Genomic DNA, 24,256 nt, shown 5'->3' on the forward strand with positions numbered 1-24,256 from the left:
GTCGGCTCGGTCCGACGTCGCCTCGGCGGGTCTGTGCCGCACCGCGTCCGGCTGTCACGGCTCCTGCTGTCCCCCCGTCGTGACCGGCTGTGCCGGTACCGTCCAGGGGAGTTCGATCGAGACAGTCTTGCCGCCCTCCCGGGTGGGCCTGACTCTCAGCTTGCCGCCGTACTCGGCCGCGAGCCAGCGGATGATCACCATTCCCCGGCCGTTGTCCTGCTGGACCGCGGCCGGCAGCCGCTTGGGGAAGCGGGGGTGGCTGTCGGTGACCCCGATGCGCAGTTGTTCGTCACGGTCCAGCTCGATGTCCACCGTGAAGGTGGGTGACTGCCCGAAGGTGTGCTGTACGGCGTTGGTGGTGAGTTCGGAGACGATGAGCCGGACGGTCTCGGCGGTGTCCGTCGTGGGCGGCAGCCCCCACTCCGCCAGTGTGCTCAGGACATAGGTGCGGGCCGCGGAGACCGAGGCGGGTTCGCTCGGCAGAGTGACGGATGCTTCCAGGTGGTCTGCCATGGCGACGTCGTCCCTTTCCCACGGGACCGGAGTCCGACACGGTGCGGATGGTTCGAGTACGGTCCCGGACTGGTGGTTCATCGCCAGAGTGCCATCACCGAGGCTGTGACGGGTGCCGATCCACCAAGATGTGCATATATCTGTCGCTCGAAGCGGTGAACTCTGCGACGCGAGACCGTATTTGGGCGGCTCGTCGGGAGTAAGGAGGAACGCATGCAGCACGGCCCCGCGGTGCGCCGGCGGAAACTGGGCGCCGAACTGCGTGCGCTGCGCGCGAGTGCGGGGCTCACCAGCGGTGAGGCGGCCCGGCTCGTGGGCTGGCACCAGTCGAAGGTGAGCCGCATCGAGACCGGTGCCAGCGGGGTGAAACCGGCCGATGTGCGGTTACTTCTCGACGCCTACCGCGTGGGGGACGCGAATCTGCGGGAGCTGTTGCTGGTATTGGCGGGCTCCGACGAGAGCGCCGGCCGGCACCACTGGTGGCACGCGTACCGGGGTGTGCTGCCGCCGACGTACCGGGACTTCATCAGTCTGGAGTCCCAGGCGAGCGCGATGCGCACGCTGGAGACCTCGGTCGTGCCCGGGCTGCTCCAGACGCGTGAGTACGCCCGCGCGGTGACCCGGGCCGCGGTGGACGGCCTGGACGACGAACGTCTCGAAGCCCTGGTCGAGGTCCGGCTCGCCCGGCAGGACATCCTCCGTGCGCAGCGGCCCCTGGAGTTGAGCGCCGTCCTGGACGAGGCGGTACTGCGGCGGGAGGTCGGCGGCCCCGAGGTGATGGCTCGTCAGTTACGAAGGCTCCTGGAGGCCGCACGGCTGCCTCAAGTGCGGCTCCAGGTACTGCCGTTCACTGCCGGGGCCCATGTGGGCATCACCGGGCCTTTCGTAATCTTCTCATTTTCGCGCACTTCTGATCTGGATGTGGTTGTTCTCGACCACTTGACGAGTAGCCTCTATCTCGAGCGGAAAGAAGACCTCCAGGCCTACACCGAGGCCTTCAACACCCTTCAGGTCCACGCCCTTTCGCCCGAGGACTCGTTGGATTACCTCGCCGGGATGGGTGACGGCGCGTAAGGAGGCACCATGTCTGCACTGCCTCGGAACGTAACCTCCACTACCGAGCTGCCCGAAGTGCGCTGGCTGCGCAGCAGCTACAGCACCGGCGCGAACAACTGCGTAGAGACGGCGAGGCCGTCGGCCGGGCCCTGTGCCGGGCTGCTCGCCGTACGCGACTCCAAGAATCCGGACGGGCCCGCGCTGCTCTTCTCCCCCGAGAGCTGGGCGGGCTTCACAGCCGCGTTCTGACTCATCAGTCCACCAGGCGCACGGCCGTGTCACGCCGACTCATGGTCGTGTCTCGCCGATCACACGTACAGCGCGTTCGATCTGCTCCTCGGAGAGGTCCGCGCGGGCGGTCAGCCTGAGCCGTGAGATGCCGTCGGGCACGGACGGGGGCCGGAAACAGCCCACGAAGAGCCCGGCGGCACGGCAGTCGGCCGCCCACTGCACGGCCTCCTCCGGGGAGGGCGCGCGCACCGAGACCACCGCGGCGTCCGGACGTACCGCTTCCAGACCCGCGGCGGTCAGACGTGCGTGCAGTCCGGTCGCCACCTCGCGCGCGCGTGCGGCCCGCTCGGGCTCACGGCCGAGCAGCCGCAGGGCCGCGAGGGCGGCTCCCGCCGAGGCGGGGGCCAGACCGGTGTCGAAGATGAACGTCCGTGCCGCGTTGACCAGGTGTTCGATCACCCGTGCGGGGCCCAGGACGGCACCGCCCTGGCTGCCGAGCGACTTGGACAGCGTGACCGTGACGACCACGTCGTCGGCGGCCGCGAGTCCCGCCGCGTGCGGGGCGCCGCGGCCGCCGGCGCCGAGCACGCCCAGGCCGTGGGCGTCGTCGACGACCAGGCCCGCGCCGTGTTCCCGGCATGCCTCGGTGAGGCCGGCCAGGGGCGCCGCGTCGCCGTCGACCGAGAAGACCGTGTCGGAGACGGCGAGGGCGGGCCCGTCGTGGGTGCCGAGCGCCTTGCGGACCGCGTCCGGGTCGGCGTGGGCGACGACCTGGGTCGTGCCGCGGGCCAGTCGGCAGCCGTCGATGAGCGAGGCGTGGTTGCCCGCGTCGGAGACGATCAGTGAGCCGTGCGGCGCGAGCGCGGTGACGGCGGCCAGGTTCGCCGCGTACCCGGAGGAGAAGACGAGCGCCGCCTCGAAGCCGCAGAACTCGGCCAGCTCGCGCTCGAGTTGGGTGTGCAGCTCGGTGGTACCGGTGACGAGCCGGGAGCCGGTGGCGCCGCCGCCCCAGGTCCGCGCGGCCGCCTCCGCTCCCGCCACGACCTCGGGGTGGCGGGCCAGCCCCAGGTAGTCGTTGCTCGCGAGATCGAGCAGCGGCGAGTCGGACGGGCGGGGCCGCAGGGTCCGTACGAGTCCGGCCCGGCGGCGCGCCCGCGCCTGTTCGTCGATCCAGCCGAACGCCATGGGTCCTCCGGGGCTTTTGTAGACAACGGACAGACCCTAGCGGCAGCAAACGCTACCCACGGTGTGGCAATACCCACACGTCAAAGCGGGTGAGTTGTTCGATCCCTACCTTGGCCGGAAGCGGGTCCGTAGGACAGGATCGGCTCTCATGGACCTGCTGAACACGCTGGTGGACAAGGGGCTTCGGCGCGAGCTGCCGACCCGCGAGGAGGCGCTGGCCGTGCTGGCCACCTCCGACGACGACCTGCTCGACGTGGTGGCCGCGGCCGGAAAGGTGCGCCGGCACTGGTTCGGACGCCGGGTGAAACTCAACTATCTCGTCAACCTGAAGTCCGGACTGTGCCCCGAGGACTGCTCCTACTGCTCCCAGCGGCTCGGCGCCGACACCGGCATCCTGAAGTACACCTGGCTCAAGCCGGACGAGGCGTCCAAGGCCGCGGCCGCCGGTCTCGCGGGCGGCGCCAAGCGGGTCTGCCTGGTGGCCTCCGGGCGCGGCCCGACCGACCGTGACGTGGACCGGGTCGCCGGCACCATCAAGGCGATCAAGGAGCAGAACGAGGGCGTCGAGGTGTGCGCCTGTCTCGGTCTGCTCTCCGACGGCCAGGCCGAGCGGCTGCGCGAGGCGGGCGCGGACGCCTACAACCACAACCTCAACACCTCCGAGTCGACCTACGGCGACATCACCACCACGCACACCTACGCCGACCGGGTCGACACCGTGACCAAGGCGCACGCGGCCGGCCTGTCCGCCTGCTCGGGTCTGATCGCGGGCATGGGCGAGAGCGACGAGGACCTGGTCGACGTCGTCTACTCGCTGCGCGAGCTGGACCCCGACTCGGTCCCGGTCAACTTCCTGATCCCCGTCGAGGGCACCCCGCTGGCCAAGGAGTGGAACCTCACCCCGCAGCGCTGTCTGCGCATCCTGGCGATGGTCCGCTTCGTCTGCCCGGACGTCGAGGTCCGCATCGCGGGCGGCCGCGAGGTCCACCTGCGCACCATGCAGCCCCTCGCTCTCAACCTGGCCAACTCGATCTTCCTCGGCGACTACCTCACCACCGAGGGCCAGGCCGGCCAGGCCGACCTGGAGATGATCGCGGACGCCGGGTTCGAGGTGGAGGGCGCGGACCAGGTCACGCTTCCGGAGCACCGGGTGGGCGGCGGTTGCCACGAGAGCGCGGGCTGCGGCTCCCACGAGGGCGGCGGCGCCTGCGGTACGGCCGCCCCGGCCGCGCCCACGGTGAGCGAGCCCCGTACGGACCTGGTCGCCGTACGCCGTCGAGGCGCCGGAACGGATCTCGCGCCCAATGCCTGATCTGCCCGGCCTGCCCGTGCCGGAGCTGCTGGCGCTCGACCGGCGGCACGTGTGGCATCCGTACGGTCCGATGCCCGGCAGGGTCGACCCGCTCGTCGTGGAGTCGGCGAGCGGGGTGCGGTTGCGGCTCGCCGAGGGCCCGGAGCTGGTCGACGGGATGTCCTCCTGGTGGTCGGCGATCCACGGCTACAACCACCCGGTGCTGAACGAGGCCGCGCGGGAGCAGCTCGGGCGGATGAGCCATGTCATGTTCGGTGGGCTCACCCACGAGCCCGCCGTCCAGCTCGCGAAGCTCCTTGTCGACATGTCTCCCGAGGGTCTGGAACATGTCTTCCTCGCCGACTCGGGGTCGGTGTCGGTCGAGGTCGCGGTGAAGATGTGTCTCCAGTACTGGCGTTCGCTGGGCCGTCCGGGCAAGCAGCGGCTGCTGACCTGGCGCGGCGGCTACCACGGCGATACCTGGCAGCCGATGTCCGTGTGCGACCCCGAGGGCGGGATGCACGAGCTGTGGTCGGGGGTCCTGCCCCGCCAGGTGTTCGTGGACGCGCCCCCGGGCGAGTACGAGGAGTCGTACGCGGATCGGCTGCGCGCGGCGATCGAACGGCACGCGGACGAGCTGGCCGCGGTGATCGTGGAGCCGGTGGTGCAGGGCGCGGGTGGGATGCGGTTCCACTCCCCCGCGTATCTGCGGGTGCTGCGCGAGGCGTGCGACGCGCACGACGTACTGCTGGTGTTCGACGAGATCGCCACCGGCTTCGGCCGTACGGGCGCCCTGTTCGCGGCGGACCACGCGGCGGTGACGCCGGACGTGATGTGCGTGGGCAAGGCGCTGACCGGCGGTTACCTGACGATGGCGGCGACCCTGTGCACACCTCGGGTGGCCGACGGCATCTCGCGGGGCGAGGTCCCGGTGCTGGCCCACGGCCCCACCTTCATGGGCAACCCGCTGGCCGCGTCGGTGGCCCGCGCCTCGATCGGGCTGCTGCTCGGGCAGGACTGGCTCGCGGAGGTCAAGCGGATCGAGGCGGGGCTGCGGGAGGGACTGGCACCGGCTCGTGAGCTGCCGGGTGTGAAGGACGTACGGGTGCTCGGCGCCATCGGGGTCGTCCAACTGGACCACGAAGTCGACATGAGGGCCGCGACTCAGGCCGCCGTAGGCGAGGGCGTGTGGCTGCGGCCGTTCCGTGACCTCGTCTACACGATGCCGCCGTACGTCACGGGTGACGAGGACGTGGCACGGATCGCGCGTGCGGTGTGCGCCGCCGCCCGGGAGGGATGACATGCCGGTACTGGTGATCACGGGGACGGGCACGGAGGTCGGCAAGACCGTCACCACGGCCGCCGTCGCCGCGGCCGCGCTCGCCGCCGGACGGACGGTCGCCGTCCTGAAGGCCGCGCAGACCGGCGTACGGCCGGACGAGCCCGGGGACGCCGAGGAGGTGGCGCGGCTCGCGGGTGGCGTGACGAAGGGCGAACTCGCCCGCTATCCCGAGCCGTTGGCCCCGGCGACGGCCGCGTGGCGGGCCGGTCTCCCGCCGGTGCGCCCGCGGGAGGTCGCCGAGGCCGCCGCCAAGCTGGCCGCCGAGCACGACCTGGTGCTGGTGGAGGGGGCGGGCGGGCTGCTCGTCCGCTTCGACGACGAGGGCGGGACGCTGGCCGACGCGGCCCAGCTGCTGCGGGCGCCGGTCCTGGTGGTGGCGTCGGCGGGCCTGGGCACACTCAACACCACGGAGCTGACGGCCCGTGAACTCGGGCGTCGTGGACTGGACTTCGCGGGTGTGGTGATCGGTAGCTGGCCCGACTCCCCCGATCTTGCCTCGCGTTGCAACCTGGCGGATCTGCCGGACGTGTCCGGGGCCCCGCTGCTCGGCGCCCTGCCGGCCGGCGCGGGTGGCCTGGCGCCCGCCGACTTCCGCGCCAGTGCGCCGGGTTGGCTGGCACCACGGCTGGACGGGACGTGGGACGCGGAGGCGTTCGCGGTGCGCGAGGCGCCCTGAGGGAGCCGAGGGACCCGGCCGACATGGATGCTGACCGGCGAGGAGCCGCCGCCCTGGGGCGCCGCGCACAACGACCACGGCGTCTACGGGCAGGTGCGCGACTTCGTGCAGCGGGGGTGCGACGGGGTCGCGCGGGGGACAATCGCAGTGAGGCACATCCTGTGAGGGAGGCTGCCATGGCGCTGCGGTCCGCCGGTTCCGGCAAGGTGTCCCGGGACCCCGTCCACCATCCGCTGTTCGCCCGGTACTACGCCCGGGTCAGTGTCGCCGCCGAGACCCGGATGGGCATGGCCGGTGTGCGCGAGCGGCTGCTCGCCGGGCTGTCCGGGCGAGTGATCGAGATCGGCGCGGGCAACGGTCTGAACTTCTCGCACTATCCGGGCACGGTCTCCGAGGTCGTGGCGATCGAACCGGAGCGCAGGCTGCGGCAGTTGGCGGTGGAGGCCGCCCTGCGCTCCGAGGTGCCGGTCGACGTGGCGCCCGGGGCCGCGGAGGCGCTGCCCGTCAAGAGCGAGGCCTTCGACGCCGTGGTGATCTCGCTCGTGCTGTGCAGTGTGCGCGATGTGCCGCGGGCGCTCGGCGAGGTGCGCCGGGTGCTGCGGCCCGGCGGGGTCGTGCGGTTCTTCGAGCACGGCAGGGGCGGCGGCCCGGCGATGCGCCTCACCCAGCACGCCCTCGACCGCACGCTGTGGCCCCCGCTGACCGGTGGCTGTCATCTGGCCCGTGACCCGGTCGCCGCCCTGCGCCGGGCCGGGTTCGAACTCGGCCCCTACCGGCGGGTGTCGATGCCGGAGAAGGGGCCGACGCTGCCTACGTCCTTCTGCGTGCTGGGCACCGCCTGGCGGCCGCTGGAGGAGCGCTGATCAGAGGGTCCACCTGCGCAGCTCGCGCGCGATGTCGTGCACCGAGGCGTCGCCCTTCTTGGCCACTTTCGCGAGGTCCCGGACGAGTTCGGGCGAGGTGACGACCCTGAGTCCGCTCGCGACGAGGTAGGCGTACCCCACCGCGCAGGCGAAGAGCACGTTGGTGCGCTCCAACGCCGGGACGTGGATGAGGAGTTGCAGCAGCGCGGCGGCACGCAGGTGCGGGTTGTCGTAGACGGGGATGTCGAAGATCTCGGCCTGGTGGCGTGCCACGGCGGCGACCAGGGCGCCCCAGTCGGCGACCTGGGGATCGCCCGGGGTCTTCTGCTCGGCGAGCATCAGGAGCCAGGCGAGGTCGATGTGCAGATCGCTCAACGAGTCTCGTGGTCCTTGCTTTCCTTGCCGAACTCCTCCGCGAACACGGATTCGTACTGCTTCATGAAGTCGGCCGCGGCCTCCACGAAGGCCTGGCCCGCCTCGCCGGTGTCTTTCATGACCAGTTCCTCGATGTAGCGGTTGACGCTCACGCCGCGGGCGAGGGCACGTTCACGGGCGGCGCGGGCGGTGCCCTCGTCCACCCGCACGTTCAACTGAGTCTTCGCCATACCTCGAAGCTAGCGCCGAAACGCTAGCACTGGCAAGAGGGGCTTTCGCGGGCGGCAGGTGTCCCTTACACGGGTGTCAGGGACCCGACCTGGGGTGGAGACCGCCTCGACCGCGAGGGGGATATCGAGTGTGGGCCGGATCACATTACCCTCGGCGTCATGGCAACTGCTGCGGAGGACGCCCCAGGCACCGCCCCTGCCGACGCGATCGCGGCCCGCGCCCGCGGTCTGACCAAGGCGTACGGCTCGGGTGAGACGGCCGTGCTCGCCCTGGACTCGGTGGACGTGGACATCGCGCGGGGCCGCTTCACCGCGGTCATGGGGCCCTCGGGCTCCGGAAAGTCCACGTTGATGCACTGCCTGGCGGGACTGGACACCGTCTCGGCCGGCCAGGTGTGGCTCGGCGACACCGAGATCACCGGACTCAAGGAGCGCGAGCTGACCCGGCTGCGCAGGGACCGGATCGGGTTCATGTTCCAGTCGTTCAACCTGATCCCGACGCTGAACGCGGCCGAGAACATCACCCTGCCCATGGACATCGCGGGCAAGAAGCCCGACGAGAAGTGGCTGGACCAGGTCATCGACACCCTGGGCCTGCGGGACCGCCTCAAGCACCGGCCCTCGCAGCTCTCGGGCGGTCAGCAGCAGCGCGTCGCGTGTGCCCGCGCGCTCGCGTCCCGCCCCGAGCTGATCTTCGCGGACGAGCCGACCGGCAACCTCGACTCACGGGCGGGCCTGGAGGTCCTCGGCTTCCTGCGCGAGGCCGTCGACCAGCTCGGGCAGACCGTCGTCATGGTCACCCACGACCCCGGCGCCGCCGCCCACTCCGACCTGGTGCTCTTCCTCGGGGACGGACGGATCGTGGACCGCATGGAGCGGCCCACCGCGGAGGCCGTGCTGGAGCGTATGAAACGGTTCGACGTGATCCGCGGCCCATTCGACGAGACGCCCGAGGCCGGGGAGGCCTGACCGCCGTGCTGAAGGCGACGCTCCGGAGCTTCCTCGCCCACAAAGGACGGCTGCTGCTCTCCGCACTCGCCGTCGTCCTGTCCGTGGCGTTCGTCTCGGGCAGCCTGATCTTCTCCGACACCCTGAGCCGCACCTTCGACCGGCTCTTCGCCTCGACCGCGCCCGACCTCACGATCAGCCCGAAGGAAGACCTGCGCGAGGCCATCCCGTCCGGCACCACGGCCACCCTGCCGGCCGCCCTCGCGGACCGGGTCGCCCGGGTCGACGGGGTCGGCGCCGCGCGCTTCGACGCCGAGGACGACGGGATCACCGTCGCCGACTCCGAGAACGAGTCGGTGGGTTCGTCCACCGGCACCCCCACGATCGGCACCGACTGGAACCCGACCTCGCGCAGCCCCGTGAAGCTCACCTCCGGCCACGCCCCGCACGGCCCGGCCGAGGCGCTGCTCGACTCGGAGACCGCCGACCGCAAGGGCCTGCGCATCGGCGATCCGCTCACCGTGATCGCGGGACCCGGCTCGTTCAAGGTGCGGATCGTCGGCATCGCCACCTTCACCACCACCAACCCCGGGGCCACCCTGCTGTTCCTCGACCCGCCGACCGCGCAGACGAAGCTGCTCGGCTCCTCGAAGGCCGCCACCAGCATCTCCGTCGACGCCGCCGAGGGCGTCAGCAACGACCAGCTCAAGCAGCGCGTGGCCGCCGCGCTCGGCGCGGGCACCTACGAGTACCGGACCGCCGACGAACAGGCGAAGTCGGACATCGACCAGCTCGGCGGATTCCTCGACGTCGTCAAGTACGTCATGCTCGGTTTCGCGGGCATCGCCGTCCTGGTCGGCATCTTCCTGATCGTCAACACCTTCTCCATGCTGATCGCCCAACGCACCCGTGAACTAGGCCTGTTGCGCGCCCTCGGCGCGGACCGGCGCCAGGTCCGCCGCTCGGTGCTCACCGAGGCCACCCTGCTCGGCCTGGTCGGCTCCACGCTCGGGCTCGGCACCGGCATCGGCCTCGCCGTCGGCCTCATCGCACTGATGAACGCCTTCGGCATGAACATCGAGACCGGCGAGATGGTCATCGGCTGGGGCACACCCGTGGCGGCGTACGTCGTCGGCGTGGGCGTCACCTTCGTCGCGGCCTATCTCCCGGCCCGGCGCGCGGCCGGCGTCTCCCCCATGGCGGCCCTCGCGGACGCCGAGATCGCCGGCATCGGGCGACCGCTCAAGGTCCGCGCGATCGTGGGCGGCCTGGTGGGGGCGGCCGGCGCGGCGGCCCTCGTCGGCTGCGTGGTGTCGTCGAAGACGGCCTCCGCCGCCTCTTTCCTCGGCCTCGGTGTGGTCCTGACGCTCCTCGCCACCGTGATCGCCGGCCCGCTGCTGGTGCGGCCGGTGATCAGGGTGCTGGGCGGCGCCTTCCCAGCCCTCTTCGGCTCGGTCGGGCGGATGAGCCAGCGCAACGCCCTGCGCAACCCCCGCCGCACCGGCGCCACCGCGGCCGCCCTGATGGTCGGCCTCGCCCTCGTCGGCGGGATGTCCGTGGCGAGCGCCTCGATGTCCAAGTCCTTCGACGACCAGATCGACAAGACCCTCGGCGCCGACTTCGTGGTGCAGAACGGCAACTTCCTGCCGTTCCCGCAGGAGGTCACGGACGCGGTGCGTGACACCGAGGGCGCCGGGCTCGTCGTACGGTCGAGGTTCGCCCCCGTCGCCGTACGGCTGCCGGACGGCGAGCGCGTCGAGACCACCGCCGCCGGGTACGACCCGCGACTGGACGAGGTCGCCCACATCAATTACGCGCAGGGCGACACCGCGGCCGCGCTCGCCCCCGGTCACCTGGCCATGGACCTGGACTTCGCGCGCGACCACGACGTGAAGGTGGGCAGCAGGGTCCCCGTCGAGTTCCAGGGCGGGCGCCGGACCGAACTGACCGTGGGCGCGCTCACCGACCAGGACGCGGCGGAGGGCTTCGGGACACAGGGCGGCATCTACTTCGGTCTGGGCACGCTGGAGCGGTTCACACGGGGCGGTCAGGACTCCGCGCTGTACGTCAACGCCGCCCCCGGCACCGGTGCCGACCGGCTGCGCGCGGGACTGGAGCAGACGCTCGACCCGTATCCGCAGGTCCAGGTGCGCGACCTCGCCGACTACAAGGACCTGGTCCACGACCAGATCGCCGTCCTGCTCTACCTCGTGTACGCGCTCCTCGGGCTCGCGATCGTCATCGCGGTGCTGGGTGTGGTCAACACCCTCGCCCTGTCGGTCGTGGAGCGCACCCGCGAGATCGGGCTGCTGCGCGCCATCGGGCTCGCCCGGCGTCAGCTGCGCCGGATGATCCGGCTGGAGTCGGTGGTGATCGCGGTGTTCGGCGCGGTCCTCGGGCTCGCGCTCGGGCTGGTGTGGGGGGTGTGCACCCAGCAGGTGCTGGCGCTCCAGGGCATGAACGCGCTGGCGATCCCCTGGGGCACGATCGTCGCGGTCGTCGTCGGCTCGGCGGTGGTGGGCATCGTGGCGGCACTGTTGCCGGCGTTGCGTGCATCGCGCATGAACGTACTGGCGGCGATCGCGCACGAATGATGGAATCGCGGGGCAGACAACTCAAGTCGCTTATCGCTGAGGAGAGTTCATGCCCCGCCCCGAGCAGCCCCACCCCACCCTGCCCCGCCCCTTTCGCTTCGCCGTCAACCTGACCGCCGCCGCCACCGACGAGGACTGGCGCGCCAAGTGCCGCCGGGCCGAGGAACTCGGTTACGACGTGATCCTGGTCCCCGACCACCTCGGCAAGGTCGCGCCGTTCCCGGCTCTGGTCGCGGCGGCGGAGGTCACCGAGCGGCCACGGCTCGGCACGTTCGTCCTCAACGCGGGCTTCTGGAACCCGACCCTGCTCGCCCGTGAGGTGGCCACGGTGGACGCCCTGACCGGTGGCCGCCTCGAACTCGGCCTGGGCGCCGGCTATGTGCAGTCCGAGCACGACCGGGCCGGCCTGCCCTTCGGCTCGCCGGGCGAGCGGGTGGACCATCTGCGGCGCACGGTCGAGGAACTGGAGCGGCTGCTGTCCTCGGCGGACCATGTGCCGCAGCCGGTGCAACGGCCCAGGGTGCCCCTGCTGATCGGCGGCATAGGCAACCGGATGCTGAAGCTGTCCGCCGAGCACGCCGACATCGCGGCCTTCACGGGCGCCACCCTGATCCCGGGCGACACGACCGGCAAGCTCACCCCCACCACCGCCGAGCAACTCGACGAGCGCGTCGCGCACTACCGGCGACTGGCCGAGGGCCGCAAGGAACCAGCCGAACTGAACCTGCTCGTCCAGACAGTGGTCGTCACCGAGGACCGCGAGGCCGTCGCCGCCCCGTTCCTGCACCGGTTTCCGGACCTGACCCTCCAGCAGGCCCTGGACCTGCCCATCATCCTGATCGGCACGGTCGAGGAGATCGTCGCCCAGGTGCTGGCGCAGCGCGAGCGGTACGGCTTCACCTATGTCACGGTGCTGGAGGCGTCCATGGATGTCTTCGCGCCGGTGATGGCGGAGCTGCGCGGCCGGTAGCCGTCCGGATGGTGGAACTCGGGGCCCCGGGACGTCGGGTGTGATGGGATCGCCGTATGACCGACCTGCGGATACGGGCCGCGACGCCCGACGACCTCGACACCGTGCTGGCCTTCTGGAAGCAGGCCGCCGAGGGCACGAGCATCAGTGACGACCGGGACGGCGTGGAGCGACTGGTCACCCGCGACCCCGAGGCACTGATCCTCGCCGAGCTCGACGGCGAACTCGTCGGCACGGTGATCGCGGGCTTCGACGGCTGGCGGTGCCATCTGTACCGGCTCGCGGTGCACCCGGAGCGCCGGCGGCGCGGCATCGGATCGGCGCTGCTCACGGCCGCCGAGGAGCGGTTCGTACGGCTCGGCGGACGGCGCGGGGACGCGATGGTGCTGGTGCGCAACGAGACGGCACAGCACGCATGGCGCGCCGCGGGGTACGCGCCCGAGGAGAAGTGGCGGCGCTGGGTGAAGCCCCTCGCCGGCTAGGACGGGCGATCCTGGGGACCCTGTCCGATCATGGGACGGAGGTGACCCGATGACCGAAGTGCTCCTGCTGCTGGTGGCGATCCTGCTCTCGCTGGCCTGCGGTGCCTTCGTGGCGGCGGAGTTCTCGCTGACCACGGTCGAGCGCGGGCACTTGGAGCGGGCGGCGGAGCGTGGCGAGCGGGGCGCGGCCGGGGCGCTGAGAGCCGTACGGACCCTGACGTTCCAGCTTTCCGGGGCGCAGCTCGGGATCACCGTCACCAACCTGGTCGTCGGCATGCTCGCCGAACCGTCGATCGCGGCGCTGATCGCGGGGCCGCTGGAGGCGCTGGGGGTCTCGCAGTCCACGTCCCGGTCGCTGGCGCTGGTGCTGGGAACCGCGCTGTCGACCGTCTTCCTGATGGTGGTCGGCGAGCTGGTGCCGAAGAACTGGGCGATCTCCTCGCCGCTGGCCATGGCCAAGCGGGTGGGCACCGCGCAGAGCTGGTTCAGCGCGGCCTTCCGGCCCTTCATCACCCACCTCAACAACACGGCCAACCGGGTGGTGCGCCGCTTCGGCCTGGAACCCGCCGAGGAACTGGCCTCCGCGCGCGGGCCGCAGGAGCTGGCGGCGCTGGCCCGGCACTCGGCGCGGGCGGGCGCGCTGGAGGCGGACACCGCCGAGCTGTTCGTACGGACGCTCAACCTCGCGGACCTGACCGCGGAGAACGTGATGACCCCGCGCGTGCAGGTGATCGCCCTGGACGTCCAGGCGACCTGCGAGGACGTGGCGAACGCGACGCGCGCGACCGGGCTGTCCCGGTTCCCCGTCTACCGCGGCAGCCTCGACTCGGTCGTCGGCATCGCGCACATCAAGGACGTCCTGGCGGTCCCGGCCGAGCGCCGGCCGCGCGCCTCGGTCGCCGAACTGCTGCGGGAGCCGCTGCTGGTGCCCGAGTCGCTCACCGTGGACCGGCTTCTGGACCGGCTCTCCGGCAAGCGCACGATGGCGGTCGTCATCGACGAGTACGGCGGCACGGCGGGCGTGGCCACGCTGGAGGACATCGTCGAGGAGGTCGTCGGCGAGGTGCGCGACGAGCACGACCCGCACGAGACGCCGGACCTCGCCCCCGCGGGCACCGACGAGGAGGGCCGGGAGCTCTTCCATGCCGACGGCTCGGCCCGCATGGACCAGCTCGCGCGCGTGGGGCTGCGCGCCCCCGAGGGCCCGTACGAGACGCTGGCCGGCCTCCTGGCGACGGAACTCGGCAGGATCCCGGCCGCGGGCGACTCGGTCCGGGTCGCCGGCTGGCAGCTCGACGTGACGGACGCCCAGGGCCGCAGAGCCGCGCGACTTCTCCTGCACGCGCCTCCCGCCGGGGGTGGCGAGGGGGAGGAGGAGGGGGTGGGGCCATGACCGCCGGCCAGCGGGGGCGGGAGGGGGCTTTCGGGGTTCGTGCGGTCCGGTTGCTGCGGGAGAGGATCCTGGCGGTGACTGACGGCCGGATGCTGCGGGAGAGGGCTCACGGGGCTCGTGCCGGCCGACTGCTGCGGGAAGGGGCTTACGGGGCTCATGCCGTCAGGTTGCTGTCGGCGGGGACCCCCGCGGTGGCTGCCGGTCGGTCGCCGCAAGACGGGACCCGGGCCTTGCCCGCCGCCCGAACGTCCCTACAGGAAAGCCCAGCCAAGACCGCCGCCCGGGCGTCCAGCAAGGGAAGTCCCGGGACCATCACCCGGGCGTCCCTCCAAGAAAGCCCTGCCGAGACCGCCGCCCGGCCACCCCGCCGGAAAGCCTCGGGCGGGACCACCCCACAGCCGCCCCACTCAGGGAGGAGCCGGCGATGACCGTTGTCCAGTTGCTGATCGGTCTGGCGACGCTTGTCGTGAACGCCTTCTTCGTGGGGGCCGAGTTCGCGTTGATCTCGGTGCGGCGCAGTCAGATCGAGCCGTATGCCGAGCAGGGCGACCGGCGTGGGAAGAGCGTGTTGTGGGGGCTGGAGCACGTCTCCGCGCTGATGGCGGCCGCGCAGCTCGGGATCACACTGTGCACGCTGGTCCTGGGTGTGGTCGCGGAGCCGGCCATCGCGCATCTGCTGGAGCCGGTGTTCCACGCGGTGGGCGTGCCGAAAGGCGCGGGGCACGCGGTGTCCTTCGTGATCGCGCTGACCCTGGCCACCTATCTGCACATGCTGCTCGGCGAGATGGTCCCGAAGAACATCGCGCTCGCGGAGCCGGTACGCAGCGCGCTGCTGCTCGGGCCGCCGCTGGTCGCGCTGGCGCGCGGACTGCGCCCGGTGATCTTCGCGGTCAACGCCTTCGCGAACGCCCTGCTGAAACTGCTGCGCGTGGAGACCAAGGACGAGGTGACGGCCACCTTCTCGGACGCCGAGCTGGCGCGGATCGTGCGGGACTCCGGCGAGGCGGGGCTGATCGACGAGCGGGCGCGGGAGCGGCTGCACGACGCTCTGGAGCTGGGGCGGCGACCGGTGCGGGACGTGGTGCTGCCACTGGAAGGTGTCGTCTACGCGCGCGTGGGCGTCACGCCGGAGCAGTTGGAGGCACTGTCGAACGAGACGGGGTTCTCCCGGTTCCCGGTCGTGGACGAGGGCCGCCGGATCGTCGGCTACCTGCACGTCAAGGACGCGCTGGACGCCTCGCCGCGGGACCTGCCGTTCTCGGTGCGGGACATGCGCCCGATCGCACGGATCCGGGAGAGCACACCGTTGGACGACGTGCTGACGGCGATGCGGCGCAGCCGGACGCACCTGGCCGCGGTGCTCGGCACGGACGGACGGCTGGCGGGACTGGTGACCATGGAGGACGTGCTGCGGGAGCTGTTCGGACGGCAGGAGTGAGGACGCCCGAGCCCACCGACCGGTAAGTATGTGAGCGGGTTACCATTTCTTCCGCCATGCAGACGAATCCCACATACTCCAGCCTGGTCGCGGTCGGCGACTCCTTCACCGAGGGCATGTCGGACCTCCTGCCGGACGGTTCCTACAGGGGCTGGGCCGACCTCCTCGCCGGCCGGATGGCCGCCGTGACGCCCGGCTTCCGGTACGCCAACCTCGCGGTGCGCGGCAAGCTGATCCAGCAGATCGTCGACGAGCAGGTCGACGTGGCGGCGGCGATGCAGTCGGACGTGATCACGCTGGTGGGCGGGCTCAACGACACCCTGCGGCCCAAGTGCGACATGGTCCGGGTGCGCGACCTGCTCACGGAGGCCGTGGAGCGGCTGGCCCCCTCCTGCAAGCAGCTCGTCCTGATGCGCAGCCCGGGCCGCCAGGGCCCGGTCCTGGAGCGGTTCCGGCCGCGCATGGAGGAGCTGTTCACGGTCGTCGACGAGCTCGCCGCACGGCACGGCGCGGTGGTCGTCGACCTGTACGGCGCCCCTTCCCTCTCCGACCCGCGCCTGTGGGACGTGGACCGGCTGCACCTGACGGCCGAGGGCCACCGCCGCGTCGCCGAGGCTGTGTGGCAGACCCTCGGCTACGACCCCGAGGACACGCAGTGGCGTACGCCGATCCCGGCCACGGTCCCGCCGAGGTGGGTCGCGCGGCGCGTCGCGGACGTCCGTTTCGCCCGGCAGCACCTGCTCCCGTGGATCGGCCGGCGCCTGACGGGCCGCTCCTCGGGCGACGGCCTGCCCCCGAAGCGGCCCGACCTGCTGCCCTGGGAGCACTGAGGACGCCGTGCACACGCGCGTGGTCAACATCAGGGGCCGTATCCACGAGTACGGCCCCCGCCTCGAACACGCGCCCGCCGACCTCGTCTACGTCGGCCGCCGCTGGACCCTGGGCGGCTGGGACCTGCCCAAGCACCCGCTGTACAACCCCTTCGCCTACGACACCCCCGCGCGCCGCCGGGACGGTACCCGGGCCGAGGTGATGGCGAAGTACCGGGCGCATCTGCTGGGGCGGCCGGATCTGCTCGCTCTGCTGCCGGGACTGCGCGGCAAGGCCCTGGCCTGCTGGTGCGCGCCCGAACTGTGCCACGCCGAGGTCCTCGCGGAGCTCGCGGAGGAGCTCTCGTAGGTTCCGACGAACGGGACCCCGACGCTGGCCTGCACGAATCGCCAGTAGAATCCGTACACGTGACTTCCGCTCCCGCCAAGCCCCGCATCCCCAACGTCCTCGCCGGACGCTACGCCTCCGCCGAGCTCGCCACGCTCTGGTCGCCCGAGCAGAAGGTGAGGCTCGAGCGTCAGCTCTGGCTCGCCGTGCTGCGGGCCCAGAAGGACCTCGGGATCGAGGTCCCGAAGCAGGCCCTCGCCGACTACGAGCGGGTCCTCGACACCGTCGACCTGGCCTCCATCGCCGAGCGCGAGAAGGTCACGCGGCACGACGTGAAGGCGCGGATCGAGGAGTTCAACGACCTCGCCGGGCACGAACAGGTCCACAAGGGCATGACCTCCCGGGACCTGACGGAGAACGTCGAGCAGCTCCAGATCCGGCTCTCCCTGGAGCTGATCCGCGACCGCGGCGTGGCCGTCCTGGCCCGCCTCGGCAAGCTGGCCGGCGAGTACGGCGAGCTGGTCATGGCCGGCCGCTCCCACAACGTGGCCGCGCAGGCCACCACCCTCGGCAAGCGCTTCGCGACCGCCGCGGACGAACTGCTGGTGGCGTACGGCCGGGTCGAGGAGCTCCTCGCCCGCTACCCGCTGCGCGGCATCAAGGGCCCGGTCGGCACCGCGCAGGACATGCTGGACCTGCTGGGCGGGGACGCGTCGAAGCTGGCGGAGCTGGAGCACCGGATCGCCGGTCACCTGGGCTTCTCGCAGGCGTTCACCTCGGTCGGCCAGGTCTACCCGCGCTCCCTGGACTACGAGGTCGTCACCGCGCTGGTGCAGGTGGCGGCGGCCCCCTCGTCGCTGGCGAAGACGATCCGCCTGATGGCCGGGCACGAGCTGGTGACCGAGGGCTTCAAGCCGGGCCAGGTCGGCTCCTCGGCGATGCCGCACAAGATGAACACGCGGTCCTGCGAGCGGGTCAACGGTCTGATGGTGATCCTGCGCGGCTACGCCTCGATGACCGGCGAGCTGGCGGGCGACCAGTGGAACGAGGGCGACGTGTCCTGCTCGGTGGTGCGCCGGGTCGCGCTGCCGGACGCGTTCTTCGCGCTCGACGGCCTTCTGGAGACCTTCCTGACCGTGCTCGACGAGTTCGGCGCCTTCCCGGCCGTCGTCGCCCGCGAGCTGGACCGCTACCTGCCGTTCCTCGCCACCACCAAGGTGCTGATGGGCGCGGTGCGCGCGGGTGTCGGCCGTGAGGTCGCGCACGAGGCGATCAAGGAGAACGCCGTCGCCTCCGCCCTCGCGATGCGCGAGCAGGGCGCCGAGCGCAACGAACTCCTCGACAAGCTGGCCGCCGACGAGCGCATCCCGCTCGACCGGGCCCAGCTGGACGCGCTGATGGCGGACAAGCTGTCCTTCACGGGTGCCGCCGCCGACCAGGTCGCCGTCGTCGTCGGCCGGATCGAGGAGATCGTCAAGCAGCACCCGGCGGCCGCGGGCTACACGCCCGGGGCGATCCTCTGACACGCTCCTCGCGATGACGCGCTTCACCCCCGAGGAGCTGGAGGCCGCCCGCGACCGGCTGGTGCCGGACGTGGTCGCGGACGGTCTCCACGTGCTGTTCTGCGGCATCAACCCCGGTCTGATGACGGCCGCGACGGGCCATCACTTCGCGCGGCCCGGCAACCGGTTCTGGCCGGTGCTGCACCTGTCCGGCTTCACACCGAGACTCCTGAAGCCCTCGGAACAGCAGGAGTTGCTGTCGTACGGGCTCGGGATCACCAATGTCGTGGCCCGGGCGTCGGCGCGGGCGGACGAGCTGAGCGCCGAGGAGTACCGCGAGGGTGGTCGGCTGCTGGCGGAGAAGGTGACGCGGCTCAGGCCACGCTGGCTGGCCGTGGTCGGGGTCACCGCCTACCGTGCGGCCTTCGACGACAAGAAGGCGAAGGTCGGGCCGCAGGAGCGGACGATCGGGGACTCGCGCGTGTGGGTGCTGCCCAATCCGAGCGGCCTCAACGCGCACTGGACCGCGGCGACCATGGCGGAGGAGTTCGCCCGGCTGCGGGTGGCGGCCGAGCAGGGCTAGCGGCTCAGACCGGGTCGATGTCCGAGGCCACGGCGAGGACATGGACCTCGTCGGACTCGTCCCGGTAGCCCACGCCGAGGGCGATCCAGCGGTCCGAGCCCGGGGGCTGCCACAGGTCCAGATCGTCCGCCACCGAACTCGTCGTCGCCCAGGGTTCGGGTATCTCGTCCCCCCGCTCGCCGTGCACCCGGAGCGTGCCCATCCCCCAGAGCGGCTGCTGCCTGCCCCAGCGGTCGTCCAACTGCCGCGCTATGGAGCTCTTCAGCGCGTAGAAGTCCGCCACGGCCGCCATGCGCCGCGTCGCGTCACCGGTCCGCGTCCCGTGGCTCACCGCTAACGACTCGATGCGGTAACCGGGTCCCGCCCCGTAGGGGACCGACTCGCCGTCCGCCGCGGTCAGGTCGCGGGCGCACAGCGAGTCGATCGCGGCGAGGTACTTCGCACTGTCCATGTGATCCAGTAAAGCGGCCGCCACTGACATTTGGCGGGGCGTCAGGCGACTCGTGGTTCAGGCGTCCCGGTGTCGCACGCTCCAGGCCCCCGCGACCAGGGCAGCGGCCGCCCAGGCAGCGGTCACGGCGAGTCCCGTCCACGGTCCCAGGGGCCCGTCGTGCGTCTCGTACAGGACGATCTGTCCCGCGCGGTCCGGCAGGAAGTCGGTGGCCCCGCCTGCCACATCGCCGATCACGAACGAGACGACCAGGATGAAGGGGATCAGGAGCGAGAGCGCCGCCACCCCGCTGCGCAGCACCGCAGCGAGACCGGCCGCCAGCAGTGCCATCAGGGTGAGGTAGATCCCGCAGCCGACGACACCGCGTACCTGTTCACCGGTGCTCAGGCCGCTCGCCGCCTCGCCGAGCCCGGCACGGGCCACGACGAGGGCGGCGAGGGCGGTCACCAGACCGACCACGAGCGTGGGTACGGCGATGGCCGTCGCCTTCGCCGCGAACCACCGCCCCCGCCGCGGCACCGCGGCCAGGGACAGCCGGAGCCCACCCCCGTGGAACTCCGACGACACCGCCATGGCACCGAAGGAGATGGCGGCGATCTGGCCCGGCGCGACCCCGGACAGCGCCATGAACAGAGGGTCGAACTCGGGGTCGGAGGTCTCGGAGACCCCGGCGATCGCGGAGAACGCGGTGGTGGCGGCGAACAGCGCGAGCAGCGCGCCGGGGAGCGAGCGCAGCGTACGGATCTTCAGCCACTCGGAGTGGAGTACGGGGACGAAGGGCATGTCAGGCCTCCTGGTGCTGTGCGGTGAACTCGGTCTCGGCGGAGGTGAGGTCCAGGTAGGCCTGCTCCAAGGTGCCCTCCTCGGCGGCCAGTTCGAGGAGGGGGACGCCCGCGGCGGAGGCGAGGACGCCGATCTCGTCCACGCGTGCGTGCTGCACGGTCCAGTGCCCGTCCTCGTGCTCCACGGCGTCATGGCCGTGCCGCGCGAGGGCGCCCTTGAGCGCGGTCGGGTCGGTCGTGCGGACACGGACGCTGGGCTGCACGCGTGCGTGGATGAACTCCCGCATCGGGGTGTCGGCGAGGAGGCGGCCCCGGCCCAGGACGACGAGGTGGTCGGCGAAGGACGCGGTCTCGTTCATGAGGTGGCTGGAGACCAGCACCGTGCGGCCCTCCGCGGCCAGTCGGCGCAGCAGCTCGCGGATCCAGATGATGCCTTCGGGGTCGAGGCCGTTCGAGGGCTCGTCGAGCATGACCACACCGGGGTCACCGAGCAGGGCGGCCGCGATGCCGAGCCGCTGCCGCATGCCCAGGGAGTACGTCCGCACCCGGCGCCGGGCCACCGAGCCCAGGCCGGTCAGCTCCAGCACCTCGTCGACCCGGCGGTCGGGGATGCGGTTGCTCGCCGCCAGGGTGCGCAGGTGGTCGCGGCCGGTGCGGGAGCCGTGCGCGGCCTGGGCGTCGAGCAGGGCGCCCACGTGGCGCAGGGGTTCGTCGAGCGTGACGTAGGCGCGGCCGCCGACGGTGGCCGTCCCGGAGGTCGGTCGGTCGAGGCCGAGGACGAGCCGCATGGTGGTGGACTTGCCGGCGCCGTTGGGGCCGAGGAAGCCGGTGACACGGCCGGGCAGGACACGGAAGGTGACGTCGTCCACGGCTCGTCGGGTGCCGAACTCCTTGGTGAGGGCTTGGACTTCGATGCTGGTCATGGCATCAGCCTGGCCGCTGGCACGGGGACGGGGCCTCCCCCGCGCGTGGAGATCGTCTCCCCCGTGCGGGGGAGGCTCGTTGTCGGTGGCGGCTGGCACGATGGCCGGATGGTCCACTTGCTGCGCCCGTTCGGCCGGGCGGTGACGTACACACGATGGCTGCATCTGTTCATCGCCGTCGTGTGGCCGGCCATGTGGATGTTCATCGAGGAGGCGTGGTGGATCTGGCCGATGGCGGCCGTGACGCTCGCGCCCGCCGGGCTGGTGCCCGCGATGCGCACCGTGGAGGGGCTCCAGGCGAGGCTGCTGCTGACCGGACACCGGCACAACAGCGAGGACATCGACATCGTCGTCGCGCCGTCGCAGTCCTGGAGCGACCGGTGGCGGCTCGTCCTGTGGCTGGAGACGCGGCTGCTGCTCGGCAACGCCACGGCGATGCTCAGCGTGCAGCTGCTGCTCAGCTCGGTGGACCTGGTGGCGTCGGCCTTCGGCCGTGACGTCGACGAGGGTGTGCTGATCCTCCTGGACGGCCACCGGTGGTGGCACGTCCTGCTCGCGCCCCTGTCGCTGGCCGCGCTGGCCGCGACCGTGTTCGGCTCGGGTCGGCTGATCACCGCGCTCGCGCTGCGGCTGCTCGGCCCCTCTCCCGCCGAGCGCCTGGCCGCCCTGGAGGAGCGCACCGAGCAGCTCCTGGAGCGCACCCGTATCGCGCGTGAGCTGCACGACTCCATCGGGCACGCCCTGACCGTGGCCGTCGTGCAGGCGGGCGCCGCCCGGGCGGCCGGCGATCCGGCCTTCACGGACCGTGCGCTGGACGCCATCGAGGAGACCGGCCGGGCCGCGCTGGAGGACCTGGAGCGCGTCCTGGGGATCCTGCGCGAGTCCGATCGGCCGGTCAGCAGCCGTCCGACGCTGACGGACGCGGACCGGCTCCTGGAGTCCGCGCGCGCGTCGGGCGCGAAGGTGGACGCCGAACTGACCGGACCGGTGGACACCCTGCCCGGGCCGGTCTCGCGGGAGGGCTACCGGATCCTCCAGGAGTCGCTGACCAATGTGCTGCGGCACGCGGGGGCCGTCCCGGTCCGGGTTCGTATCGAGGTCACGGGCGAGGCCCTCGCCCTGGAGGTCCGCAATCCGCTCACGGCCGAGATACCGGGCCCCGGGCGGGGCAGCGGGCTGCGCGGCATACGCGAGCGGGCGGCCCTGCTCGGCGGCCACGCGCACACCGGACCCGACCGGGGCGACTGGCAGGTGCATGCAGAGCTGCCGCTCCGCTGATCTACGCTGACGGGATGCCCGTCACCGTTCTCCTCGTCGACGACGAACCCCTCGTGCGCGCCGGTCTGCGAGCCGTGCTGGAGGCGCAGCCCGACATCGAGGTGGTCGGCGAGGCGGCCGACGGAGCGGCGGTGATCCCCCTCGTCCGGCAACTGCGGCCCGACGTGGTCGCCATGGACGTACGGATGCCCCTGCTGGACGGCATCGAGGCGACGCGCGCGGTACTGCGGACGGTGGCGGAGCCGCCGAAGATCCTCGTGGTGACGACGTTCGAGAACGACGAGTACGTGTACGAGGCGCTGCGGGCCGGTGCCGACGGGTTCCTGCTGAAGCGGGCCCGGCCGGCCGAGATCGTGCACGCGGTGCGGCTGGTCGCCGAGGGCGAGTCGCTGCTGTTCCCCGCGTCGGTACGGCAGCTCGCCGCCCGCTACGGCGACGACGGCGGCAACCGGGCGGCCCGGGCCGCGTTGGAACGGGCCCAACTGACCGAGCGGGAGGCCGAGGTGCTGCGGCTGATGGCGCGCGGTCTGTCCAACGCGGAGATCGCCGCGCGGTTGATCGTCGGCACCGAGACCGTGAAGTCGCACGTGAGCGCCGTCCTGGCGAAGCTGGGGGCGCGGGACCGGACCCAGGCGGTGATCGCGGCGTACGAGTCGGGGTTCGTGGCACCGGGGTGAGAGGGGAACGGGACCGCGCCCCCCAAGGGCGCGGGGAACCACGAGGGCGTCGCAGCCGAAAAAGGGCCTGGCACGCCGCACCATCCCGGCGACGCGGCCTGTACGATCCGCCCCACACGCGCACGAGCTGGGAGGACGGACGTTGGGGCGACTGACCGGCGGGGATCCCTCGCTCCTGCGAAGGATCAATTCCGCGGTGGTGCTGCACGCGCTGCGTGCCACGGACTGCGCGACGCTGACCGAGATCACCCGGGTGACGGGCCTGTCCCGGCCGACCGTCGAGGGGGTCGTCGAGGGGCTCATCGAGGCCGGTCTGGTGGTCGAGAAGGCCGCCGACGACAGCGTCGCCCGGCGACAGGGGCGGCCCGCCCGGCGCTTCCGCTTCCGGGCCGAGGCCGGGCACCTGCTGGGCCTCGACATCGGGCCGCACCGGGTCGCCGCGCTTCTGTCCGACCTCGACGGCCGGGTGCTCGGCGCCGTGGCCAAGGACGTAGCCGAGACGGCGTCCGCCGACGAGCGCCTGGAGCGGCTGCGCACCGCGGTCGCCGAACTGCTGCGCCGGGCCGGGGTCGCGCGCGACTCCCTGTGGGCCGTGGGGGTCGCCTCGCCGGGCATCGTGGAGGCGGACGGCACCATACGGCTGTGCGCGGCGCTGCCCGAGTGGACGGGGCTGCGGCTCGGCGAGCGGCTCAGCCGGTCCTTCAAGTGCCCGGTGCTGGTCGAGAACGACGCCAACGCGGCCGCGGTCGCCGAGCACTGGAAGGGCTCCGCCACCGAGTCCGACGACGTGGTGTTCGTGCTGGCCGGGCTGAGCCCGGGGGCCGGTTCGCTGATCGGCGGGCGGCTGCACCGGGGGTACGGCGGGGCGGCCGGGGAGATCGGCGCGCTGCACCTGCTGGGCCGGGAGGTCACCCCGGAGACGCTGCTGTCCACCACCGACGAGCCCTTGCACCCGCTCGACGAGCAGGCCGTCGCCGAGGTGTTCGCGCAGGCGCGGGAGGGCGACCAGCGGGCCCGGGCGGCCGTGGACCGCTTCATCCAGCGGCTGGTGCACGACGTGGCGGCCCTGGTCCTGGCCCTCGACCCGGAACTCGTCGTGGTCGGCGGCTGGGCGGCCGGCCTGGACGGCGTACTGGAGCCGCTGCGGCGGGAGTTGGCCCGCTACTGTCTGCGCCCACCGAAGGTCGCCCTGTCGCTCCTCGGCGAGGCGGCCGTGGCGACGGGTGCGCTGCGGCTGGCCCTCGACCATGTGGAGGAGCAGTTGTTCGCCGTCGAGGGCACGGTGACCGCCCGGCGGTGAGCGGTCCGACGCCGT

At 72.1% G+C, this 24,256-nt stretch carries 26 protein-coding genes; 19 read left to right on the forward strand and 7 right to left on the reverse strand.

Annotated elements, in window-relative coordinates:
* Positions 1 to 54 precede the first annotated feature (54 nt).
* Positions 55 to 513 carry an ATP-binding protein gene (locus ABZ098_RS33000; protein WP_356597403.1) on the reverse strand — a complete coding sequence of 153 codons (459 nt, stop codon included), beginning with the start codon at positions 511 to 513 and terminating at the stop codon, positions 55 to 57.
* Positions 514 to 726: 213 nt separating this feature from the next.
* Between ABZ098_RS33000 and ABZ098_RS33005 the strand changes: the two genes are divergently transcribed.
* Both ABZ098_RS33005 and ABZ098_RS33010 read left to right on the forward strand, forming a co-directional pair.
* Positions 727 to 1,587, forward strand: a complete 861-nt coding sequence (locus ABZ098_RS33005; protein WP_356597404.1) for a helix-turn-helix transcriptional regulator — start codon at positions 727 to 729, stop codon at positions 1,585 to 1,587.
* A gap of 9 nt (positions 1,588 to 1,596) precedes the next feature.
* On the forward strand, positions 1,597 to 1,818 hold the full coding sequence (locus ABZ098_RS33010; protein ID WP_356597405.1) for a DUF397 domain-containing protein: 222 nt from the start codon (positions 1,597 to 1,599) through the stop codon (positions 1,816 to 1,818).
* Between the two features lie 39 nt (positions 1,819 to 1,857).
* On the opposite strand, the gene ABZ098_RS33015 is transcribed toward ABZ098_RS33010, so the two are convergent.
* A complete protein-coding gene (locus tag ABZ098_RS33015; RefSeq protein WP_356597406.1) occupies positions 1,858 to 2,985 on the reverse strand; it encodes an 8-amino-7-oxononanoate synthase in 1,128 nt (375 codons plus the stop codon).
* 148 nt (positions 2,986 to 3,133) lie between these two features.
* On the opposite strand from ABZ098_RS33015, the gene bioB reads away from it, so the two are divergent.
* The 4 genes from bioB (at position 3,134) to ABZ098_RS33035 (ending at position 7,157) form a co-directional block, all read left to right on the forward strand.
* Positions 3,134 to 4,297 (forward strand): biotin synthase BioB, encoded by a 1,164-nt coding sequence (gene bioB, locus ABZ098_RS33020; RefSeq protein ID WP_356597407.1) that lies wholly within the window; start codon positions 3,134 to 3,136, stop codon positions 4,295 to 4,297.
* Positions 4,290 to 5,576 (forward strand): adenosylmethionine--8-amino-7-oxononanoate transaminase, encoded by a 1,287-nt coding sequence (locus ABZ098_RS33025; RefSeq protein WP_356597408.1) that lies wholly within the window; start codon positions 4,290 to 4,292, stop codon positions 5,574 to 5,576. Before bioB ends, ABZ098_RS33025 begins: the two co-directional genes overlap by 8 nt.
* 1 nt (position 5,577) lies before the next feature.
* Complete coding sequence (bioD, locus tag ABZ098_RS33030; protein ID WP_356597409.1) at positions 5,578 to 6,294, forward strand: dethiobiotin synthase; 717 nt, start codon at positions 5,578 to 5,580, stop codon at positions 6,292 to 6,294.
* A gap of 176 nt (positions 6,295 to 6,470) precedes the next feature.
* Positions 6,471 to 7,157 carry a class I SAM-dependent methyltransferase gene (locus ABZ098_RS33035; RefSeq protein ID WP_356597410.1) on the forward strand — a complete coding sequence of 229 codons (687 nt, stop codon included), beginning with the start codon at positions 6,471 to 6,473 and terminating at the stop codon, positions 7,155 to 7,157.
* Here ABZ098_RS33035 and ABZ098_RS33040 read toward each other — a convergent pair whose 3' ends face one another.
* Positions 7,158 to 7,532, reverse strand: a complete 375-nt coding sequence (locus tag ABZ098_RS33040; protein WP_356597411.1) for a fic family toxin-antitoxin system, toxin component — start codon at positions 7,530 to 7,532, stop codon at positions 7,158 to 7,160.
* Positions 7,529 to 7,762, reverse strand: a complete 234-nt coding sequence (locus tag ABZ098_RS33045) for an antitoxin (RefSeq protein ID WP_356597412.1) — start codon at positions 7,760 to 7,762, stop codon at positions 7,529 to 7,531. The genes ABZ098_RS33040 and ABZ098_RS33045 overlap by 4 nt, the downstream gene beginning before the upstream one ends.
* Positions 7,763 to 7,921: 159 nt before the next feature.
* Here ABZ098_RS33045 and ABZ098_RS33050 point away from each other — a divergent pair, with 159 nt between their 5' ends.
* The 10 genes from ABZ098_RS33050 (at position 7,922) to mug (ending at position 18,830) form a co-directional block, all read left to right on the forward strand.
* Positions 7,922 to 8,731, forward strand: a complete 810-nt coding sequence (locus ABZ098_RS33050) for an ABC transporter ATP-binding protein (protein ID WP_356597413.1) — start codon at positions 7,922 to 7,924, stop codon at positions 8,729 to 8,731.
* A gap of 5 nt (positions 8,732 to 8,736) precedes the next feature.
* Positions 8,737 to 11,304, forward strand: coding sequence for an FtsX-like permease family protein (locus tag ABZ098_RS33055; protein WP_356597414.1), 2,568 nt, complete (start codon positions 8,737 to 8,739; stop codon positions 11,302 to 11,304).
* Positions 11,305 to 11,383: 79 nt separating this feature from the next.
* Positions 11,384 to 12,274 carry an LLM class F420-dependent oxidoreductase gene (locus tag ABZ098_RS33060; RefSeq protein WP_356597519.1) on the forward strand — a complete coding sequence of 297 codons (891 nt, stop codon included), beginning with the start codon at positions 11,384 to 11,386 and terminating at the stop codon, positions 12,272 to 12,274.
* A gap of 56 nt (positions 12,275 to 12,330) precedes the next feature.
* The gene (locus ABZ098_RS33065) at positions 12,331 to 12,756 is read left to right on the forward strand and encodes a GNAT family N-acetyltransferase (RefSeq protein WP_356597415.1); all 426 of its coding nucleotides are present in this window, start codon (positions 12,331 to 12,333) and stop codon (positions 12,754 to 12,756) included.
* A 49-nt stretch (positions 12,757 to 12,805) separates the two neighbouring features.
* Positions 12,806 to 14,149 (forward strand): hemolysin family protein, encoded by a 1,344-nt coding sequence (locus tag ABZ098_RS33070; RefSeq protein WP_356597416.1) that lies wholly within the window; start codon positions 12,806 to 12,808, stop codon positions 14,147 to 14,149.
* Positions 14,150 to 14,573: 424 nt separating this feature from the next.
* Positions 14,574 to 15,587, forward strand: a complete 1,014-nt coding sequence (locus ABZ098_RS33075) for a hemolysin family protein (protein ID WP_356597417.1) — start codon at positions 14,574 to 14,576, stop codon at positions 15,585 to 15,587.
* Between the two features lie 56 nt (positions 15,588 to 15,643).
* Positions 15,644 to 16,417 (forward strand): SGNH/GDSL hydrolase family protein, encoded by a 774-nt coding sequence (locus ABZ098_RS33080; protein ID WP_356597418.1) that lies wholly within the window; start codon positions 15,644 to 15,646, stop codon positions 16,415 to 16,417.
* A 7-nt stretch (positions 16,418 to 16,424) separates the two neighbouring features.
* Positions 16,425 to 16,766: a DUF4326 domain-containing protein gene (locus ABZ098_RS33085; protein ID WP_356597419.1), complete on the forward strand. Its 342-nt coding sequence runs from the start codon at positions 16,425 to 16,427 to the stop codon at positions 16,764 to 16,766.
* Between the two features lie 59 nt (positions 16,767 to 16,825).
* Complete coding sequence (purB, locus tag ABZ098_RS33090; RefSeq protein WP_356597420.1) at positions 16,826 to 18,268, forward strand: adenylosuccinate lyase; 1,443 nt, start codon at positions 16,826 to 16,828, stop codon at positions 18,266 to 18,268.
* A gap of 13 nt (positions 18,269 to 18,281) precedes the next feature.
* Positions 18,282 to 18,830: a G/U mismatch-specific DNA glycosylase gene (gene mug, locus ABZ098_RS33095; protein ID WP_356597421.1), complete on the forward strand. Its 549-nt coding sequence runs from the start codon at positions 18,282 to 18,284 to the stop codon at positions 18,828 to 18,830.
* A 4-nt stretch (positions 18,831 to 18,834) separates the two neighbouring features.
* On the opposite strand, the gene ABZ098_RS33100 is transcribed toward mug, so the two are convergent.
* Genes ABZ098_RS33100 through ABZ098_RS33110 form a run of 3 tightly spaced genes read right to left on the reverse strand, consistent with a single transcriptional unit; the run spans position 18,835 to position 20,986 of the window.
* A complete protein-coding gene (locus ABZ098_RS33100; protein WP_356597422.1) occupies positions 18,835 to 19,281 on the reverse strand; it encodes a hypothetical protein in 447 nt (148 codons plus the stop codon).
* A 57-nt stretch (positions 19,282 to 19,338) separates the two neighbouring features.
* Positions 19,339 to 20,064, reverse strand: coding sequence for an ABC transporter permease (locus ABZ098_RS33105; RefSeq protein WP_356597423.1), 726 nt, complete (start codon positions 20,062 to 20,064; stop codon positions 19,339 to 19,341).
* Position 20,065: 1 nt separating this feature from the next.
* Positions 20,066 to 20,986, reverse strand: coding sequence for an ABC transporter ATP-binding protein (locus tag ABZ098_RS33110; protein WP_356597424.1), 921 nt, complete (start codon positions 20,984 to 20,986; stop codon positions 20,066 to 20,068).
* A 108-nt stretch (positions 20,987 to 21,094) separates the two neighbouring features.
* Here ABZ098_RS33110 and ABZ098_RS33115 point away from each other — a divergent pair, with 108 nt between their 5' ends.
* From ABZ098_RS33115 to ABZ098_RS33125, 3 genes are all read left to right on the forward strand, one after another.
* Positions 21,095 to 22,264: a histidine kinase gene (locus ABZ098_RS33115; RefSeq protein WP_356597425.1), complete on the forward strand. Its 1,170-nt coding sequence runs from the start codon at positions 21,095 to 21,097 to the stop codon at positions 22,262 to 22,264.
* A gap of 14 nt (positions 22,265 to 22,278) precedes the next feature.
* On the forward strand, positions 22,279 to 22,941 hold the full coding sequence (locus ABZ098_RS33120; RefSeq protein ID WP_356597426.1) for a response regulator transcription factor: 663 nt from the start codon (positions 22,279 to 22,281) through the stop codon (positions 22,939 to 22,941).
* Between the two features lie 142 nt (positions 22,942 to 23,083).
* A complete protein-coding gene (locus ABZ098_RS33125; RefSeq protein ID WP_356597427.1) occupies positions 23,084 to 24,241 on the forward strand; it encodes an ROK family transcriptional regulator in 1,158 nt (385 codons plus the stop codon).
* Positions 24,242 to 24,256: the final 15 nt, after the last annotated feature.

The organism is Streptomyces sp. NPDC006335 (genome assembly GCF_040612795.1).
Lineage (GTDB): Bacteria > Actinomycetota > Actinomycetes > Streptomycetales > Streptomycetaceae > Streptomyces.

What these genes read in the sequence shown, in the direction of transcription:
- ABZ098_RS33005 (WP_356597404.1), top strand. Translation starts at nt 727, where the DNA reads ATGCAGCACGGCCCCGCGGTGCGCCGGCGGAAACTGGGCGCCGAACTG.
- ABZ098_RS33070 (WP_356597416.1), top strand. Translation starts at nt 12,806, where the DNA reads ATGACCGAAGTGCTCCTGCTGCTGGTGGCGATCCTGCTCTCGCTGGCC.
- ABZ098_RS33000 (WP_356597403.1), bottom strand. Translation starts at nt 513, where the DNA reads ATGGCAGACCACCTGGAAGCATCCGTCACTCTGCCGAGCGAACCCGCC.
- ABZ098_RS33015 (WP_356597406.1), bottom strand. Translation starts at nt 2,985, where the DNA reads ATGGCGTTCGGCTGGATCGACGAACAGGCGCGGGCGCGCCGCCGGGCC.
- ABZ098_RS33075 (WP_356597417.1), top strand. Translation starts at nt 14,574, where the DNA reads ATGACCGTTGTCCAGTTGCTGATCGGTCTGGCGACGCTTGTCGTGAAC.
- ABZ098_RS33080 (WP_356597418.1), top strand. Translation starts at nt 15,644, where the DNA reads ATGCAGACGAATCCCACATACTCCAGCCTGGTCGCGGTCGGCGACTCC.
- ABZ098_RS33100 (WP_356597422.1), bottom strand. Translation starts at nt 19,281, where the DNA reads ATGGACAGTGCGAAGTACCTCGCCGCGATCGACTCGCTGTGCGCCCGC.
- ABZ098_RS33105 (WP_356597423.1), bottom strand. Translation starts at nt 20,064, where the DNA reads ATGCCCTTCGTCCCCGTACTCCACTCCGAGTGGCTGAAGATCCGTACG.
- ABZ098_RS33115 (WP_356597425.1), top strand. Translation starts at nt 21,095, where the DNA reads ATGGTCCACTTGCTGCGCCCGTTCGGCCGGGCGGTGACGTACACACGA.
- ABZ098_RS33050 (WP_356597413.1), top strand. Translation starts at nt 7,922, where the DNA reads ATGGCAACTGCTGCGGAGGACGCCCCAGGCACCGCCCCTGCCGACGCG.
- ABZ098_RS33110 (WP_356597424.1), bottom strand. Translation starts at nt 20,986, where the DNA reads ATGACCAGCATCGAAGTCCAAGCCCTCACCAAGGAGTTCGGCACCCGA.
- ABZ098_RS33025 (WP_356597408.1), top strand. Translation starts at nt 4,290, where the DNA reads ATGCCTGATCTGCCCGGCCTGCCCGTGCCGGAGCTGCTGGCGCTCGAC.
- ABZ098_RS33065 (WP_356597415.1), top strand. Translation starts at nt 12,331, where the DNA reads ATGACCGACCTGCGGATACGGGCCGCGACGCCCGACGACCTCGACACC.
- ABZ098_RS33045 (WP_356597412.1), bottom strand. Translation starts at nt 7,762, where the DNA reads ATGGCGAAGACTCAGTTGAACGTGCGGGTGGACGAGGGCACCGCCCGC.
- mug (WP_356597421.1), top strand. Translation starts at nt 18,282, where the DNA reads ATGACGCGCTTCACCCCCGAGGAGCTGGAGGCCGCCCGCGACCGGCTG.
- ABZ098_RS33010 (WP_356597405.1), top strand. Translation starts at nt 1,597, where the DNA reads ATGTCTGCACTGCCTCGGAACGTAACCTCCACTACCGAGCTGCCCGAA.
- ABZ098_RS33035 (WP_356597410.1), top strand. Translation starts at nt 6,471, where the DNA reads ATGGCGCTGCGGTCCGCCGGTTCCGGCAAGGTGTCCCGGGACCCCGTC.
- bioD (WP_356597409.1), top strand. Translation starts at nt 5,578, where the DNA reads ATGCCGGTACTGGTGATCACGGGGACGGGCACGGAGGTCGGCAAGACC.
- ABZ098_RS33120 (WP_356597426.1), top strand. Translation starts at nt 22,279, where the DNA reads ATGCCCGTCACCGTTCTCCTCGTCGACGACGAACCCCTCGTGCGCGCC.
- bioB (WP_356597407.1), top strand. Translation starts at nt 3,134, where the DNA reads ATGGACCTGCTGAACACGCTGGTGGACAAGGGGCTTCGGCGCGAGCTG.